General features: G+C 28.8%; 15 protein-coding genes. 5 read left to right on the forward strand and 10 right to left on the reverse strand.

Annotated elements, in window-relative coordinates:
- Positions 1-18: 18 nt before the first annotated feature.
- From AC5M21_RS07665 to AC5M21_RS07675, 3 genes are all read right to left on the reverse strand, one after another.
- Positions 19-1,605 (reverse strand): PTS transporter subunit EIIC, encoded by a 1,587-nt coding sequence (locus AC5M21_RS07665; RefSeq protein ID WP_008789141.1) that lies wholly within the window; start codon positions 1,603-1,605, stop codon positions 19-21.
- A gap of 82 nt (positions 1,606-1,687) precedes the next feature.
- On the reverse strand, positions 1,688-3,643 hold the full coding sequence (locus tag AC5M21_RS07670; RefSeq protein ID WP_008789140.1) for a BglG family transcription antiterminator: 1,956 nt from the start codon (positions 3,641-3,643) through the stop codon (positions 1,688-1,690).
- 160 nt (positions 3,644-3,803) lie between these two features.
- Positions 3,804-4,988: an MFS transporter gene (locus tag AC5M21_RS07675; RefSeq protein WP_117598879.1), complete on the reverse strand. Its 1,185-nt coding sequence runs from the start codon at positions 4,986-4,988 to the stop codon at positions 3,804-3,806.
- 155 nt (positions 4,989-5,143) lie between these two features.
- Between AC5M21_RS07675 and AC5M21_RS07680 the strand changes: the two genes are divergently transcribed.
- A complete protein-coding gene (locus AC5M21_RS07680; protein WP_054689402.1) occupies positions 5,144-6,025 on the forward strand; it encodes a MurR/RpiR family transcriptional regulator in 882 nt (293 codons plus the stop codon).
- Positions 6,026-6,523: 498 nt separating this feature from the next.
- On the opposite strand, the gene AC5M21_RS07685 is transcribed toward AC5M21_RS07680, so the two are convergent.
- Entirely contained in the window at positions 6,524-6,724 is a 201-nt protein-coding gene (locus AC5M21_RS07685; protein ID WP_008789137.1) for a cold-shock protein, read from the reverse strand.
- A gap of 301 nt (positions 6,725-7,025) precedes the next feature.
- Here AC5M21_RS07685 and AC5M21_RS07690 point away from each other — a divergent pair, with 301 nt between their 5' ends.
- The 4 genes from AC5M21_RS07690 to AC5M21_RS07705 are packed head-to-tail and all read left to right on the forward strand — an operon-like array spanning position 7,026 to position 9,997.
- Positions 7,026-8,126 carry a helix-turn-helix domain-containing protein gene (locus AC5M21_RS07690; RefSeq protein ID WP_008789135.1) on the forward strand — a complete coding sequence of 367 codons (1,101 nt, stop codon included), beginning with the start codon at positions 7,026-7,028 and terminating at the stop codon, positions 8,124-8,126.
- Position 8,127: 1 nt separating this feature from the next.
- The gene (locus tag AC5M21_RS07695) at positions 8,128-8,328 is read left to right on the forward strand and encodes a PLDc N-terminal domain-containing protein (protein WP_008789134.1); all 201 of its coding nucleotides are present in this window, start codon (positions 8,128-8,130) and stop codon (positions 8,326-8,328) included.
- On the forward strand, positions 8,328-9,239 hold the full coding sequence (locus AC5M21_RS07700; RefSeq protein WP_054325458.1) for an ABC transporter ATP-binding protein: 912 nt from the start codon (positions 8,328-8,330) through the stop codon (positions 9,237-9,239). Before AC5M21_RS07695 ends, AC5M21_RS07700 begins: the two co-directional genes overlap by 1 nt.
- Entirely contained in the window at positions 9,236-9,997 is a 762-nt protein-coding gene (locus tag AC5M21_RS07705) for an ABC transporter permease (RefSeq protein WP_302280677.1), read from the forward strand. The genes AC5M21_RS07700 and AC5M21_RS07705 overlap by 4 nt, the downstream gene beginning before the upstream one ends.
- 238 nt (positions 9,998-10,235) lie before the next feature.
- Here AC5M21_RS07705 and AC5M21_RS07710 read toward each other — a convergent pair whose 3' ends face one another.
- The 6 genes from AC5M21_RS07710 to AC5M21_RS07735 form a co-directional block, all read right to left on the reverse strand.
- Positions 10,236-11,798: a putative ABC exporter domain-containing protein gene (locus AC5M21_RS07710; protein WP_008789131.1), complete on the reverse strand. Its 1,563-nt coding sequence runs from the start codon at positions 11,796-11,798 to the stop codon at positions 10,236-10,238.
- Between the two features lies 1 nt (position 11,799).
- The gene (locus AC5M21_RS07715) at positions 11,800-12,492 is read right to left on the reverse strand and encodes an ABC transporter ATP-binding protein (RefSeq protein WP_008789130.1); all 693 of its coding nucleotides are present in this window, start codon (positions 12,490-12,492) and stop codon (positions 11,800-11,802) included.
- A gap of 71 nt (positions 12,493-12,563) precedes the next feature.
- Positions 12,564-13,793, reverse strand: coding sequence for an MFS transporter (locus tag AC5M21_RS07720; protein ID WP_117769097.1), 1,230 nt, complete (start codon positions 13,791-13,793; stop codon positions 12,564-12,566).
- Between the two features lie 124 nt (positions 13,794-13,917).
- Entirely contained in the window at positions 13,918-15,240 is a 1,323-nt protein-coding gene (locus AC5M21_RS07725; RefSeq protein WP_008789128.1) for a glycoside hydrolase family 32 protein, read from the reverse strand.
- Positions 15,240-15,923 carry an HAD family hydrolase gene (locus AC5M21_RS07730; RefSeq protein WP_008789127.1) on the reverse strand — a complete coding sequence of 228 codons (684 nt, stop codon included), beginning with the start codon at positions 15,921-15,923 and terminating at the stop codon, positions 15,240-15,242. The genes AC5M21_RS07725 and AC5M21_RS07730 overlap by 1 nt, the downstream gene beginning before the upstream one ends.
- A 92-nt stretch (positions 15,924-16,015) precedes the next feature.
- Entirely contained in the window at positions 16,016-16,357 is a 342-nt protein-coding gene (locus AC5M21_RS07735) for a hypothetical protein (protein ID WP_282767797.1), read from the reverse strand.
- Positions 16,358-16,523: the final 166 nt, after the last annotated feature.

Raw genomic sequence — 16,523 nt, forward strand, 5'->3', positions numbered from 1 at the left:
ATATTCATCTCCTTTATATTAAATCGTTTGATTATCTAATTCTTTTGACTCTTGTAATTCCTTTTCATATTGTTGTTTATCAGCCACTCTAAAGAATGGATAGTAAACGACAATTGTAATAACAACAATTAATATTGACCAAACTGTTGTTGAGATAGCCCCACCTGTCATAAAGAAACCAATTAAACCTGGTGGTAAAGTCCAAGGAACCATACCAATTGTAGGCATTGCAATAATTCCAGCTTCCATCAATAATACTGTAGACGTTGCTAATAAACCTGGTAGGAATACAAATGGAATAAAGAATATTGGGTTAAATGCAATTGGTGCACCAAAAATAACTGGTTCATTAATATTGAAAATACCAGGACCAACAGACATTCTTCCTAAAGTTTTAAAATACTTACTCTTCGCAATAAATGTCATTAATAAAACCAAACCAATAGTGGCACCAGTTCCTCCTGCCCAAATCATTGTATCAGTACCATAAGTTGTTGCAAAGATTGGGGCATTTCCAGCTAATACGGCAGCTTCATTTGCAGCACCATTAGCAACAATGAATGGATAAGCAACATTACACACAACTGCACTATTGATACCACAAAAGAATACTAATCCACATAACATATGATAAATTCCATATCCCCATGGAGAAGCAATTAATGATGAAACTGGTGACATTAATGTCTGAACCTGTGCATTAACATCAAATCCTAAGACAACTGAAATAAATGTCCATACACTTAAGATTGCCGTTGCAGGTAATAATGCAGAGAATGAGTCTGAGACCGCTGGTGGAACACCTTCAGGCATCTTAATCGCAATATTCTTTTCCTCAAAGAAATGCAAGGTATAAACGACTGTAAAACCTACAACAAGTGCAGTAAATAATCCAGATGAACCAAACCCTGCTACATTTAATCCTGTTTCAGCATCATACTGAGTAATTAAGAATGCAGAAACTGTAGTCACAGCAGTTTGGAATGGTTTTGTACCTAATTCATCAGATGCATAGAACCCCATTGATGCCGCTGTAAACAAACCCATAACTCCTGTTGTACAACTTGAAATTGTATTAAAGAAGTTGTTGGCTGGTGCTAAGAAATGAGCAACTGGTTCATAAGGAATATTAGCCAATAACGTTGCAATACTTCCAATAATTAATAATGCCATTGATGCAACCATTGAGTTACGAATGATTGTTAAAAATCTATTTGATCCAAGTTTGACTGCTATTGGCATTAACTTTGATTCAATGATACTTGTAAATGAACCCATTTTGATTTCCTCCTGTTTCATTTGTTCGATTTTGTTTAAAAGTTTTAGAAGAATAATCTCTCCATTCATTTGTCCGTAGTCTTCACGGCCGATTAAAAAGACACGAACTTTATAGGGTGCAGCAATTTTTTTAATTCTTTCAAATTCATAAACCAATGCTGGTGCTACTAATATGACGTCTACTTTACTTACATAGAGTGGTACTTGATTTCCACTGACTGCTGCTATTACAACATCTATTTCATGTTCTTTTGCAGCCAGCCTCATCTTTTTGACTAGAATGCTTGATGACATCCCAGCAGCACAACATAATAGAATTCTTTTCATTGCTTTCGCCTACCTACTTTCATTATAATTAAATTAGAAAATACTTAAATCGAACTCATTTCCCTTATAAAAGAGGAAATTATTAACCAAATAATGTATCTATATCATTTTCCTTTTGCTCTTCTGCAATTCTCTTAAGAATCTTTTTAAGATTTGTTAATGACGAATCTTTCTCTAACTCCTGCATAGCTTTTTTATCATAAACAAGAGAAGAGAGTGTTTCATGGAGTAACCCTAATGCATCTTTTGAATTCTTTTGAATACTTAATAAAAAGATATACTTCACTTGTTGATGTTTCCATTTTATTGGTTTTTTTAAAATACCTACAGTTATAAATGTTTCATTGGTCATTGGTTCCATTGGATGTGGCATGGCAATCATATTCCCAAATTCAGTTACAGAATAGTTTTCTCTTTTGAAAATTTCTTCTTCAAATCCATTTGGAATATCTTTAACTTGCTTAATATATGTACACATTTCATGAATTAATTCTTCTTTTGTTTTTCCTTTCAAATCATTAAAGAAAAGATTATCATGAAAATACTGATCAACAAATGACATTTCATTTTGATTTTTAAAGAACTCACTTAAAGAGATCATATCTTGGTTATCTAAAAAATATTGTACATGTATTGCAGGAATTTGTGTTGGAAAAGGAATAGGGACTGTACTTAATATAAAATCATATAAACTTTGATCTATATTAGGGAGTTCATATAGTTCTGTTACATAGATACTATTTATGTTTTCCTTGAATTTTTGTTTAATCTTATATAAAAGAATCTGTGAACTCCCCATCCCACTTGCACATATAATAATAATATTTTTCTTAGGGCCTTGTTTTTGATATCTTTCAATAGCTAATGCAAAATGTAGAGCAATATAACCAATTTCATTCTCACTGACATCTACCTGATAATTTTTTGCAATAATATTAGCTGTGAGTACACTAATTTCAAATGCTAGTGGATTTTCTGTTTTAATTTGTTCTAATAATGGATTTTGAATATACATACCATATTTTAGTCTATTCATCATTGGTTGGAGATGCAATGATAAAGATGTTTGTAAATCCATATCAGCAGTAAAATCAATATTATATTTATCTTTTATTTCTTTTATAATTTGTGTCATAAGTATTTCATATTCATGATTCATAAAAAGAGAGTTAGAACTATATTGAACTGCTTTTTTACCTGAAAGATGTAAAGCAATATAATAAATTTCTATATCAGGAAATATTACATGAAAACTGTGTTCAATTTCTCTACATAATTGAATAGCAATTTCATATTCTTTAGTATTCTTAATAGATTCATCATATTTATAGTGAGTGAGTTGTTCTTTTTCTTTCAGTCTTAATAATGCTATCATGATATGAATAACTAGGTTGTGAAATCCAATATCTGTCAATTTAAATTTCTGATTAACCATTGTTTCATATAATATTTTTGATATTTCTTCTTGCTGCTGACTAGATTTCGTTTGTGATAAAAACATATCATCATTACCATTGGTATGATAAAAGTATTGTGATATACAAGAACGTTTATGAAATTCGCTTCCTGTAATTTTCAAGCCATAGGCTGGCTTGGTCTCTAATTCTAAATGAAAATAATTTAATTTTTCTCTTACTTCTTTTAAATCATTACTTAATGTAGAACGGCTTACAAAAATCATATCACATATATCTTCTATCCTAATGTAATCATTTTGTGTTAAAAACATACGAATTAAATAATTCACTCGCTCTTCTGGATAAATAGGTATAAGCATCTGATTCTCTGATTCTTCTTTCATCATATCTTCTAAATAATGATAATAACTTTCTTCATTTATAACTTGTAATGTATATCCAACTGCATGTTTAGAAATAATTTGTATTCCATGTTGTAGAAATTCATTTTTGCATTCTTTAATATCATTCCTCAGTGTCCTTACAGTAATATCTAACTTCGTACAAAGTTCTGGTCCACTTATAGGACATTGACTTTGACTTAAAATTTTTAATAATTTAATAATTCGTTTCTTTTCCATAAAACCTATATATCCTTTCTCAATATAACCAAATCTATTATACAATACTTTCTTACACAAAAATTTCCATTTTCAAGCAAAAAATTTCCTCTTATAAAGAGGAAATCATAATTCTTTATTAATATGTCTATTCATGACACCTGTCTATTTTTCTTTGTATTCATGCACATTTTTGAGAATGAAAAACTAACATAACAAAAAAACTTATGCAAGTCATAATTAAAAAAACAATTGCATTCATATAAAAAATTGCACTCGGACCTCTAAAGATACAAATTGTTTCTAAGAATATGGCTCCATATGGTGATATCGCTATACCAAGGTTATATCCTACTAATAATAAAGATGTTGCTAAACCTGGATTACTAAGTTGACTATTATTAATTTTATCAATAAAGTAAGGTAAAATAAATCGAAAAGCAATACCAATGAGTATTCCAGCAAATAAAGTTGGTAAAATACTTGTTGCAATAGCAATGATATACATCGCTATTGTAAGTAAACTTAACCCTAGTGTTATTGTATATTCTTTACAGAATCGTAAAACCTTTGAAAATAGAAACCCACCTATCATTCCACCTATACCAATCATCATAATGACAAACGAGCCTGAACTTGTTTCTCCATAACCAACTGCCTGCATAACTCCTGCTACTTTTATTCCACTTAACATAAAGAAAATAGCAATGAAGAATATAGCTCCAACATACCCCAAAACCATTAAAGGAAAATCTTCCTTTGTATTTTGTCTTTCTTGAAATATCTGAGATTTATTTTTTTCAGTGATTTTATCTGTTGATACTTTTGGAACAAAAGTTATAAATAAGACTAAGATTGGAAAAGCAATCATATAGGCAAGAAACGAAGCATTCCAACTTATATTTAGTAATTGCCCAGAAATAAATGTGACAGCTAGTCCTCCCATACCTTCAAAAGCACTTTGGAAACCAAACATCTTAGATCTTTGTTCATTATCATAAAAATAGTTTACTAATGCAACCACTAAAGAATTAAAAAGTCCGATACCAAAACCAAAAATTGCTCTAGATACTAATATAATGTAAAAGTTATTAACAACAACAGGAATAAATCCTGCTACAGCAACAAGGGCTATCCCTATAGCTATTGTTCTTTTATATCCAATCTTTTTAGCAATTGTTGTACTTATCAACACAGAAATCATTAAGAAAAGAGATGGCAAAGTAGAAATCATCTCTACTAATGATAATGGAATATTAATAAATGCATCTGCTAATGCAGGTATATTACCATTAATAGCTGCTGCTGTTCCCATTAATAACGAAACAGATAATAATGAAATTTTTAACATATATTTATTTTTCATAAATAACCTCCTTTCAATAACAACAATATATTACAAATCCCAATATATCGCATTCTTTTATCACAAAGTTGTTACAACGCTTTATAATTGGTTCATAAATTACCCATTTATATGAAGCAGTGTTTCATATATAATAAATATAAGGAGGGACATATATGTTATTTGAACAAAGATTAAATGAGGCTCAACTCACCTCTAGTGAAAAGGATATCGGAGATTATATTATTGCTCATAAATATGAACTTAGAGATCTTTCTACACGTAATATCGCTAAAGAAACATTTACATCCAGTGCAACAATTGTACGTTTTTCCAAGAAACTCGGTTATCAAGGATTCAACGAATTAAAAGAAGATTATATTAAGGAATTAGAGTATATCCAAGCTCATTTTATAGATATAGATTCTAATATTCCTTTTACAGAGAACAATAATATTATGGAGGTTGCTGGAATTATGAGTGCTTTAATGAATGAATCTTCAAAAGACACACTCAATCTTATTCATCATGACTCCTTACAAAAAGCAACACAACTTATAATAAAAGCTGAATATATTCATATGTTTGCAATTGAAAATAATCTTTGTATAGCTCAAAATTTTAAATTTAAAATGTTACGTATACAAAAGAAAGTCAGTCTAGAAAATACTTTTGGTAATCAAATGTATACTATTTTTTCATCATCTCCTCATGATTGTGCTATTATTATATCTTATTCAGGTGAAACAAATAGCCTTTTAAGAATTGCTAAACAGTTAAAGGAAAGACATATTCCAATCATCGTTATAACGAGTTTAGGTGATAACTCCCTTAAAAAATATGCACAATGTGTATTAACTATTTCAACGCGTGAGAAATTACATTCTAAAATTGCTAATTTTACAACTGAGTATTCTATTGAACTTATTCTCAATACTCTTTATTCTTGCGTATTTTTACATAATTATCAAAAAAACCTAGATACTAAAATATCTATAACAAAACAATTAGAAATATCAAGGCATTCCACTTCATATACATTGAATGAAAATGAATGATGACTCTATATTGTTTAATATATCCTTATTTTGGTTAAGATAAAGTAAGGATGGTGATAAAATGAAAGATAGTAAAGAAAAGAAAAAGGAAGAGTCAATGATTGATAAAAGTGAACAAATCAAAAGAGAACTTCCTAAAAAAGATATTCCTTTGGGAATACAACAAAAATTATAACTTATAAAAAGCCATGCTTTTTATAAGTATGGCTCTGACTGTTGACATAGTATTTAAACAACAGTCTTTTTATTATAATAAGAATATAATAGCATAAGAAAATTACAGATATCTTCTTTCAAGTGTACTCACTTTGAAACTTAATGACTTTTCATATATTCAAATGATGCCTTAAATGTGGCACAATATGGTTGCACATTTGGAAACTATATCTAATAAAGTGATTTTAACTCGTTACACTCATACTAAAAACCATGTCGATAAAACAAGACGTGATATTGTTTTCAAAAAAACCCCAAGAACATATCTTGGGGTTTTTGGAATTATAATACTGTTACGTTAGATGCTTGATCTCCTCTATCACCTTGAGTGACATCAAAACTAACATTTTGTCCTTCTTCTAAAGATTTATATCCATGTCCAGCAATTGAAGTGTAATGAACAAAAATGTCCTTACCACCATCAACTGTAATGAAACCAAAACCTTTTTCAGAATTAAACCATTTTACTTTACCTGTATTCATTTGAATACCTCCTTTTTTGTGTTAACAAAAGGAAGCATTGATATAAAAAATTCACAGAAGGAATTTGTACATCAAGTGCTCAATAACAATCCCCATTGTGAATTATAATTTGTAGCCTTTTATTACTTGCTCATCATAACATGCCTCATTCTATAAGTCAAACTTATTTACACTTTAATTTAATTTTTTATATTTGAAAAAGTTTCTTAAATGGAAACTTTTCTTCAATGTGTTGCTAGTAAATCCATTGTATTTTATTTTTAAAAACATATAATGTGAGTATAGAAAGTGAAGTGATAAAATGAATGAATTAAATTTAGGTAAAAATATTGTCTATTACAGAAGAAAAAACGGGTTAACACAAGATCAATTAGCTGAATATATAGGTGTTTCAAAATCATCTGTCTCTAAATGGGAGAATAATTTTACATTTCCAGATATTATTCTATTGCCACAATTGGCAGCTTTATTTAATATATCTGTTGATGAACTCATGGGATATTCTCCCCAACTCTCAAAAGAGCGAATAAAGTCACTTTATAACGAACTTGCTCTAGATATGGCCAAAGACCCAATCAAAACATACCAGCGGTGTCAACAATTGATTAAGCAATACTATTCATGTTTTGAACTCTTATACTATATGGCCGTTCTTTATCTTAATCATTATATTCTTTTTAAGAATAAAGATGAGATTATAGAGGAATGTTTACAACTTTGTAAACGTATTGAAACTGAATGTAACTTGCCAACACTTGTAAAAGATGCCGTTTCATTAGAATTGACAATATACACTGTTATTCAAAAACCACACGAAATATTAGATATTCTTGGTGAAACTGCAAGACCTATCTCTCAAGATTGTGAGATGATTGGAGCTGCTTTTCAAATGCTAGGGAATTTGGAGAAAGCAAATGAAATCTATCAATCAAATGTCTATCAACATCTTTTAATGACTATTCAAAATTCTATATCATTATTAAATGTAAATATTTCTCGACAAGACTATTGTGAAAAAATATTAGATAGAATTTTTCAACTCATTGATATTTTTCATATTGAAGAATTGCACTTTAATATTACAGCTATTGTATATTTGAATGCCGCACATTTTTATACAACCTGTCAAAACAATGAGCAAGCTTTACTTATGATTGAAAAATATACATCATTACTTTTAAAAACAGATCTCGACTTTTTAAGTTTACATGGTGATGAATTCTTTACAGATATAACTCCCTGGTTAAATGATCTTATGTTAGGAATAAATGCACCCAGAGGAGCACAATTAATTAAAGAGTCTGTTGTTGATGTTTTAAATTCACCAATGTTTACAGCATTAAAAGATGAAAAACGTTTTCAAGTTTGTCTTCATCAATTAAAAAAATTAAAGGAGAACTAATATGGATACAATTATAAAATATTTACCAGTACTATTACCTGTTATTGTAATAGAGTTAACATTAGCTATTTTCTCATTTATACATGTATTGCGTCATCCTCATTATAAATTTGGAAATAAAATCATTTGGAGTTTAGTTGTTTTATTTATTCAATTTATTGGACCAGTTATTTATTTCATATTTGGTAGAGGTGAAGACTAATGGCTATTCTTGAGATTAATCATTTAAAGAAAAGTTTTGGACAACAAACTGTTTTAAAAGATGTTCATTTTTCTGTAAAAGAACATACTATTTTTGGTTTTATTGGACAAAATGGTGCAGGAAAAACAACAACAATGAAAGCCATTCTTGGTTTATTGAAGATAGATGGTGGTAATATTACTGTCTGCAATGAACAGATAAACTATGGAAACAATCAAACCAATCAATATATTGGTTATCTACCAGATGTTCCAGAGTTCTATAGCTTTATGACACCTTTAGAATATCTAGAACTATGTGGACAAGTCACTCATATGGCAAAACATGATATTCTAACTAAGAGTCAAGAATTAATTGAATTAGTAGGATTATCTGCACATGCTAAAAAACGAATTTCTGGTTTCTCAAGAGGAATGAAACAGAGATTAGGAATTGCTCAAGCTTTATTAAATAATCCTAAATTGCTTATTTGTGATGAACCAACTTCAGCATTAGATCCAATTGGTAGAAAAGATATATTGGATATTCTTCAAAAAGTTAAAGATAAAACAACGATTATATTTTCAACTCATATTCTTTCAGATGTAGAAAGAGTTTGTGATGAGATTGCTATATTGAATGAAGGTCAAATTGTTTTTCAAGGATCTTTAGAAGATGTAAAAGCTAAGCATTCAGTAAATGCTTTATCTATTCAGTTCTATGACCATCTTCATATTGATGATTTTATGAATACTTTTTCTGATCTTCAAATCATTCCAGAAGAACATCATCGCCTTACAATACATTCAAAGGATATATATACTACAGAAATGAGAGTTTTCCATTATTTATATCAAAATCATATCAAAGCAGAAAAAGTAATTGTTGAGGAACCAACTCTTGAAAATCTTTTTATGGAGGTTGTCAAATGAAATCTTTTATAGCATTTTCTAAAAAAGAATTTATTGAATATTTAAGAACTTATAAACTCTTTATCAGCATTATGATTTTTCTTATATTAGGCTTTTTAAATCCTATTTCTGCAAAATATCTGCCAGAAATCGTATCATTAGTAATGCCAGAAGGAGTAATGAATATACCTACACCTACAGTACTTGATTCATGGACTCAATTCTTCAAGAATGTTCCGCAAATGGGATTAATTATTTTCTTAATTGTATTTGGTGGAATTGTGGCCAATGAACTTCATAAAGGTACACTTATCAACATGTTATCTAAAGGATTACCTAGACATACAGTTGTCTTATCAAAATTTATAACTATAAGTTTAGTTTGGACATTTTGTTATTATTTAAGTTTTGCTATAACATTTCTGTATAATCTATTGTTCTGGACTGATACTTCTGTATATTGCTTATTTGCTTCTGTTAGTTTTGTTTGGTTATTTGGATTGTTAATGATTAGCTTTATTATTTTAGGTAGTATTCTTACCAAAAATATGGCAGGGGGACTTCTCTTAGCTGGACTAGCTTATGTGACAAGTATGATTATTTCTATATTTGAGACACTTGCCCAATATAGTCCTATTTATTTGACAAATCAGAATTTAGCTTTATTGACAAAATCTGTATCATTAACAGACTTTATTCCATCAATAGGTCTTACAGTCATTATCATTATTATTAATATATTCTTAAGTATGAGTATTTTTAACAAGAAACAATTATGAGGAAATTCGCTTAAGAAATTATATGAAAATATATTTGAAACTATCTTCTGATAGTTTCTTTTTATTTATACTTAAACAATATAATTATCAATGACATAAATATATATTTCTAAATAGCTCAACACAATTCAACTTAAATACATAATCATATTTCATGTAAAAACCCTCCTTACTGGTTTGGCCAGTAAAGAGGGTACATATCACTTGTGCCCAAATTATGGGGTGCACTTCAAAATTCCTACTCACTCTTTAATTCTCTACCATTCATCATGTCTTGACAAAAATAAATAATAATAACTGAAATAACAAAGTTCATGATCAGTGAAGAATATGACATAATCATGAGTGTTGTTGTGTTCACATTTCCAGTCATAACTATGTAAACAGTCATCGCAATAGATGGTATAGAACAAACTATCATTAACAACATTCTCATTATGTTTTCAAATATTTTAGAAGAACGACTTTTTAAGAAACGTATAGAAAGAACACTTGAAGACATAAATACACAAATGTATCCTAACATATTAATAATGTACATCATAATCATTGAAAATCCAGCTTGATAGTATATCCCAACAATAATTATAGATATAATTGTCATTAATGATACTTTTATAAATGTTGGAATCATGACAGCTATCAACTTCTTAAAAGGTTTATCAGGAATTAAATAAATATGATAATTTTGTAATTCATTATAGAGTTCACTTTGCTGAAGTGATGAAAATATATAAATAACAAGCATATATATAAAGAAGCCATAACCTAAGTCACTAAAAATAGTAATAACAATATATAACCCCATTGACATAATATCAGAAATTGTTAATAAACGATTTGTTTTTTTCATTAACAGAATATTTTTAGATAGGATAGCATAAGCTCCTTGTTTAAACTTACCACTAACATTTGTTTTGACTTTTGTATTTCGCATAGCATCTTGATTGCCTGCTTTAAATGATTTCATACGTTTAGATAAATCTAATGAATCAGCTAACGCCTGTTCATAAAAATCACCTTTATAATTAATAAAAACAATATAAACAATAATAAGTCCTAACAATAACAAACCTATTCCTAATAGACACATAATCATATCTTTAGCAACATATGAAACAAGAGTTAATTTTAACCAACCAAAGATAGGAACATAATAAAATAGTGGTGATTGAATAAAATCAACCATAATTGATTTTAATTGACCTGTTTGTATATATGTTAATCCTAAAATAATGAATATACTTATAATAAATATAGCTGGAATTAATTTTGATAATACTTTATATTTTCTATCGCCAATAGATAAAATATAAATATAATCTGTCAGTATTAAGAAAGTCATAATTGTAAGAATTGTTCCAACAAACATTAATAGAATAAATATTCCATCAAAAGAGCCTCCTGCACCACCTGTTCCTGCAAAGAAAATCATAGCAAAGAACCCAAGCATAATGGCTTGAATAACGGTTTGAAAAGTTAAATAAGCCATAATTTGTTTTCTAGTAAAAGGTCCACTAAATAAGAAATAAGCATCTTCTCCATAAAACAGCGCTTTCTTTGATGACATGAGTGTAGAAAATAACATGAGTGCTAAAAAAGCAATTAAAATCAATATAGATGTGTGTAGTCCTGTGGTAATGATCATTGGATTCTTATCTTTAAACATAAATAAACTCACAAATATGAAACCATATAACAACACAACAAATACTGTAAAAATCGCACTAGATGGCTTTTTCATCAAATTACGAATTGTTCCCTTAGTTTTTAAATACCAAAGATAAAATAACGTCTTCATATTATTCACCATCCGTTAATTCAAAGAAATATTCCTTCAATGATTCATCTTGAAGATCATCTTTTTTGACATGTTTAATAATATGCCCTTTATTCATAATATACGCTTCATCAAAAATATCACTAACAATATCAATGATATGTGTACTAATCAAAACAGCACATCCTTGATCAGCTAAACCTCTTAATATTTTTAATGTATCTTCAATACTTGCAGGATCTAATCCAACCATTGGTTCATCTACTAACAAAGCTGTTGGTTCAATCATAAATGCTAACAACATACTTAATTTTTGAGTCATTCCCTTACTTAATTCTTTAGCCATTTTCTTTCTTTTTTCAGTAAGTTTAAATAATTCCAAATATTTCTCAGCCTTTGCTTTATAATCGTTAATTTGATATGCACTACCAATAAAATCAATATGTTCTTCAACAGTTAAATTATCATAAAGAATTGGTGTCTCAGAAACATAACCAAAACAACGTTTCGCTTCAATAGTATCATTTGGATAGCTACAAATACGAATATCTCCTTCAAACTTTAATAAATTAGCTATACTTTTAATTGTCGTTGATTTCCCAGCACCATTTGGTCCTAAAAGAATTGTTATCTTACCACTTTCGGCAACCAAATTTACATCATCGACTGCTTTAAAATCTCCATACCTTTTTGTTAAGTGATTCACTTCAATCATCTCAATACCCCCTTTATAAAAACATTATACTATATTTATATCTCTTTCACATAAATATTTCATAACTTACTTTATAATATATTTAATTTCTTTTGAAAGAATAGAATAAATATAACAATATTAATAACACCAACAATCACAAATATTGAAAAAGTACTTAATGTATATGCTAATCCACTTAAAATAAATGATACAACTGGAACCATACACACACATAATGACGTGACAAGTGATGAGACTCTTGCTAAATAATCTTGCGGAATAACTTTTAACATTTCTACAAATGCAAACATATTTATCATAGAGATTCCTAATCCCATCACAAAGAATACTGTTGCAATCATAATATAGAGCAAAAAGATATTTTGAATAAGTATACCTGAAAAACAACTTCCAATATAAGCAACTGTAATCGAATAAGCTGATAAAATAACAATCATTTTGATATTCATCTTCTCTTTAACCATTGGATAGATAACTGAACCCACAATCATACCTAAAGTTAAAGCAGTAGAAATAACAGATAGCATGATTGCTGTTGAATGAAGAACTTCTTCAACAAGGGGGGCTTGTAAAGAACTCAAAGGAGTAATAATTGCATTTAAGAATATAGCAAGAAAAACAAAAATCTTAATTTTTGGATATTGAAAGATAATACGAATACCTGCCTTAAATTCTGTAAAGAAATATGTTTTTTCTTGAACATCCTTAAAAATTGGTTTTATACTCATAGTCAAAATAATAAGTGCTGATAATAGAAATGTCATCATATCTATATACACAACAATATGATTTCCTAATGTTGCTATGAAAACACCTGATACTCCAAAACCAATGAATTCTACAACTTTAGAACTACTTTGACTTAAAGAGAGTCCTACTTCCATTTCTTCTGATTGTAAAATCTGTGCCATAACAGGCATAGATGTTGGTTGTCTAAAAGATTCAACAATAGAAATAAGGAATGTAATAATTAACAAATCCCATCTCGTTAATGTTGCAAACATAAGCTGAGTGGCTATTATTCCTACTAATCCAGCTCTTATCAAATCGCTTATAACCATAATCATTTTTTTATTTTTCTTTTCAATATAAGCCCCTGCTAATGGTTGTATAAAAATAGTTGGTAATTTATTGACTGCAAATATCAGTGCTGACCATGAAGCACTTTGAGTTATTGAATAAACAATAATTGTCATAACAATCGCATCTAGTGAATCCCCAAAACGACTAATGATATCTGCAATAAATAATTTCATAAAATTCTTATTTTTAAAAACTTGTATATATTGCTGTTTCATAAAATACCTCCTGATTTATTGACACTTCTATTTTAGAAAAATCATAGTGGTTGCGACAACATATTCTAGTTTGAATAAAAGCAATTATTGGTTGCATTATAAAAAGGACTTAAAAAGTCCTGAATTATCTTATTTGTAATATTGTTGTTATTTCTTTATTGTACTGTGTTTGTTCTTCTAAAATTTTATAGACAATTTGACTAAGAACATAGTATCCATCATTAATAAAGATTTCAAAAATATTGTGGTCATAATAGATATCTAATTGACACTGATGATTTAACTGTGGGGTTTGATTCATATTACAGACTTTATTTTGCTGAATAGAAATATTTGTACGATCACAGCATAAACAATCATCTTGAATATATAATTTTAAACCACCTAGATTAATTACTTCATTATCTTTGAGTATCGTTTTCATAAGAAATGGTTCTTGAAAATCAAGAGTCTCTGTTACTTTTGTAAATTGATTTTGAATGTTTGGGTGAACTCTTTGATAAATATGATGATGATAACTTGTTAAGACCCTAGGCATTGTAAACATACCTATCCATTTTTCATTTGTTATTGGTTTTCTCATTCTTAACCAGGCAAGCATTGTTCGTTGATTGTCTTTATCCAAGAAAGATTGAGGTGCATAAAAATCTAAACCATAATCTAAATACATATAATGACCAAGACGTGTTAATGTACATGTTTCTTCATCAAAGTCAACTGGCATAATCACTGCATTACTATTGGGACGTGGCGGTAAGTCAATATTCTCTGGTGAGAAAATCATATAATACTGATTATCTAACTCAAATAAATCTGGACATTCCCACATGTCTCCAACTTGAGAATCAATAAACCTATTTTTATATGTAAAATGAAGTCCATCTTCACTTTCATAGAAAAGAACTTCACCATCATATCCTTTATCACTAGGAATTTTACTTCCTAATATCATGTAAATATGTCCATTCTTTCCAATCCATACTTTAGGGTCTCTTGTATGTCTGACATCTCCCAACTTTTCATCTTTTATAACATCAATAACTTGATGTTTCTGATAATGATTATCAAAATTATATCCATCATCAGATATCACTAATGATTGAGAAGCAATCAAGTCATCATCACTATATTGTACATGAATATAATCTGGATTCTCTTGAGCATATTGAATTGATGTGTAGTATAGATATAACTTATCTTGATGAATCAATGCGGATCCAGAGAAACAGCCATTACGATCAAATGATTTTGAAGGATATAAAGCAATTGGTAAATGTTCAAAATGTATCAGGTCATTACTTGTTGCATGTCCCCAATGCATTGTTCCCCATTCACATGTATATGGAAAGTGCTGATAGAAAATATGATATTTTCCTCTAAAATAAATTAATCCATTAGGATCATTTATCCAATTCTGAGGAGCTGTAAAATGTAACTTTGGTCTCATTATTTACCTCCTTTTTTATCTTCACAATGAAGTTTTAAATCTTCTAAATAATATATAACATCTTCTAATGAGTCCATTATTTTGGTAACTTGACATGCAAATTCAGGTTCAGGATATTTCATATCGGGTATGCATATAACATCAATTTCGCCATCATAAGCTGCTCGAATTCCTGCTTCGCTATCTTCCAAGACTAAGGCTTCTTCGGGTTTAACACCAAGTTTTTGACAAGCTGTTAAGAAAATCTCTGGATTTGGTTTTCCTTTTGAAACTTCATCTCCACAAATGCTATCATCAAAATATTCTATAATATGAGCATTTTTTAGAATTTCATTAACCCGAGTACGACCACTTGAAGTTGCAACTATTGTCAAATAATTATTTTCTTTTAGATACTTTAATAAATTATCTAAGCCTTTTTTCTTTGGAACATATTTTCTTAAACTTTCATCAATCCAGTCATGTACATCATTCCATACTTCTATCATTGGAAAATCATCTCCATACTGATTAAAAAACACCTGACATATACCTTCTTTATTTTTTCCTAAACATTGCCTATATATTTTCTCTGTAAAATCATCATAACCTAAAATTTTTAATTTTTTAACATACTCATTATAAGTCACTCTCTCACTATCAATCATTAATCCATCCATATCAAAAATAATCGCTTTTTTCATTTGCTTACCTCACTCCTTTATAATTCTATAGTAACAAGATTTTTACTTTAAATCTATATTCTATCAAAATATGAAAAAAGAAGAATTCATACTTATTTCAAAAGCATGAACCCTTCCTTTATACTATAACAATATAATTTTCCTCTTCTTAATTCTGGCAAACGTACTTCTGGAGCTTGTTCTGGATATAACTTGATAAAATAATAGCGGTCATATTCTACATAAGCAACAAAACTGATGTAATCTTCTTTTGACATTTGACAATCAAATGTCAATAAACTCTCCCCATCAATGTTTTTCATTTGAAATGGTATTTGATGATCAACTATTGTTAAAGGATCTAATTGTCTTCCACAACAAGATATATCTACATAATTAGATGATGTTAATACATTTCCACACAGTGGACAGACATAAAATTCTATTCTCTTCATATTTCCTCCTTTTCTTATATTAGAAGTGAGTTTTCCATCTAATATTTTCTCTATATTGATTTGAAAGATTTCTGAAAGATCTTTTAATAAAGACACATCAGGACAGCCTAATCCAGTTTCCCTTAGTTAAAGATATGAACCCTCTTTATCAGTCTACTTTTCCAAT

Source organism: Coprobacillus sp. (assembly GCF_984815275.1).

Excerpts from the sequence above, each read along its gene's own strand:
- AC5M21_RS07705 (WP_302280677.1), top strand. The coding sequence starts at position 9,236 with ATGAAATCTTTTATAGCATTTTCTAAAAAAGAATTTATTGAATATTTA.
- AC5M21_RS07685 (WP_008789137.1), bottom strand. The coding sequence starts at position 6,724 with ATGAATACAGGTAAAGTAAAATGGTTTAATTCTGAAAAAGGTTTTGGT.
- AC5M21_RS07675 (WP_117598879.1), bottom strand. The coding sequence starts at position 4,988 with ATGAAAAATAAATATATGTTAAAAATTTCATTATTATCTGTTTCGTTA.
- AC5M21_RS07695 (WP_008789134.1), top strand. The coding sequence starts at position 8,128 with ATGGATACAATTATAAAATATTTACCAGTACTATTACCTGTTATTGTA.
- AC5M21_RS07715 (WP_008789130.1), bottom strand. The coding sequence starts at position 12,492 with ATGATTGAAGTGAATCACTTAACAAAAAGGTATGGAGATTTTAAAGCA.
- AC5M21_RS07730 (WP_008789127.1), bottom strand. The coding sequence starts at position 15,923 with ATGAAAAAAGCGATTATTTTTGATATGGATGGATTAATGATTGATAGT.
- AC5M21_RS07690 (WP_008789135.1), top strand. The coding sequence starts at position 7,026 with ATGAATGAATTAAATTTAGGTAAAAATATTGTCTATTACAGAAGAAAA.
- AC5M21_RS07680 (WP_054689402.1), top strand. The coding sequence starts at position 5,144 with ATGTTATTTGAACAAAGATTAAATGAGGCTCAACTCACCTCTAGTGAA.
- AC5M21_RS07665 (WP_008789141.1), bottom strand. The coding sequence starts at position 1,605 with ATGAAAAGAATTCTATTATGTTGTGCTGCTGGGATGTCATCAAGCATT.
- AC5M21_RS07670 (WP_008789140.1), bottom strand. The coding sequence starts at position 3,643 with ATGGAAAAGAAACGAATTATTAAATTATTAAAAATTTTAAGTCAAAGT.
- AC5M21_RS07725 (WP_008789128.1), bottom strand. The coding sequence starts at position 15,240 with ATGAGACCAAAGTTACATTTTACAGCTCCTCAGAATTGGATAAATGAT.
- AC5M21_RS07710 (WP_008789131.1), bottom strand. The coding sequence starts at position 11,798 with ATGAAGACGTTATTTTATCTTTGGTATTTAAAAACTAAGGGAACAATT.
- AC5M21_RS07735 (WP_282767797.1), bottom strand. The coding sequence starts at position 16,357 with ATGAAGAGAATAGAATTTTATGTCTGTCCACTGTGTGGAAATGTATTA.
- AC5M21_RS07720 (WP_117769097.1), bottom strand. The coding sequence starts at position 13,793 with ATGAAACAGCAATATATACAAGTTTTTAAAAATAAGAATTTTATGAAA.
- AC5M21_RS07700 (WP_054325458.1), top strand. The coding sequence starts at position 8,328 with ATGGCTATTCTTGAGATTAATCATTTAAAGAAAAGTTTTGGACAACAA.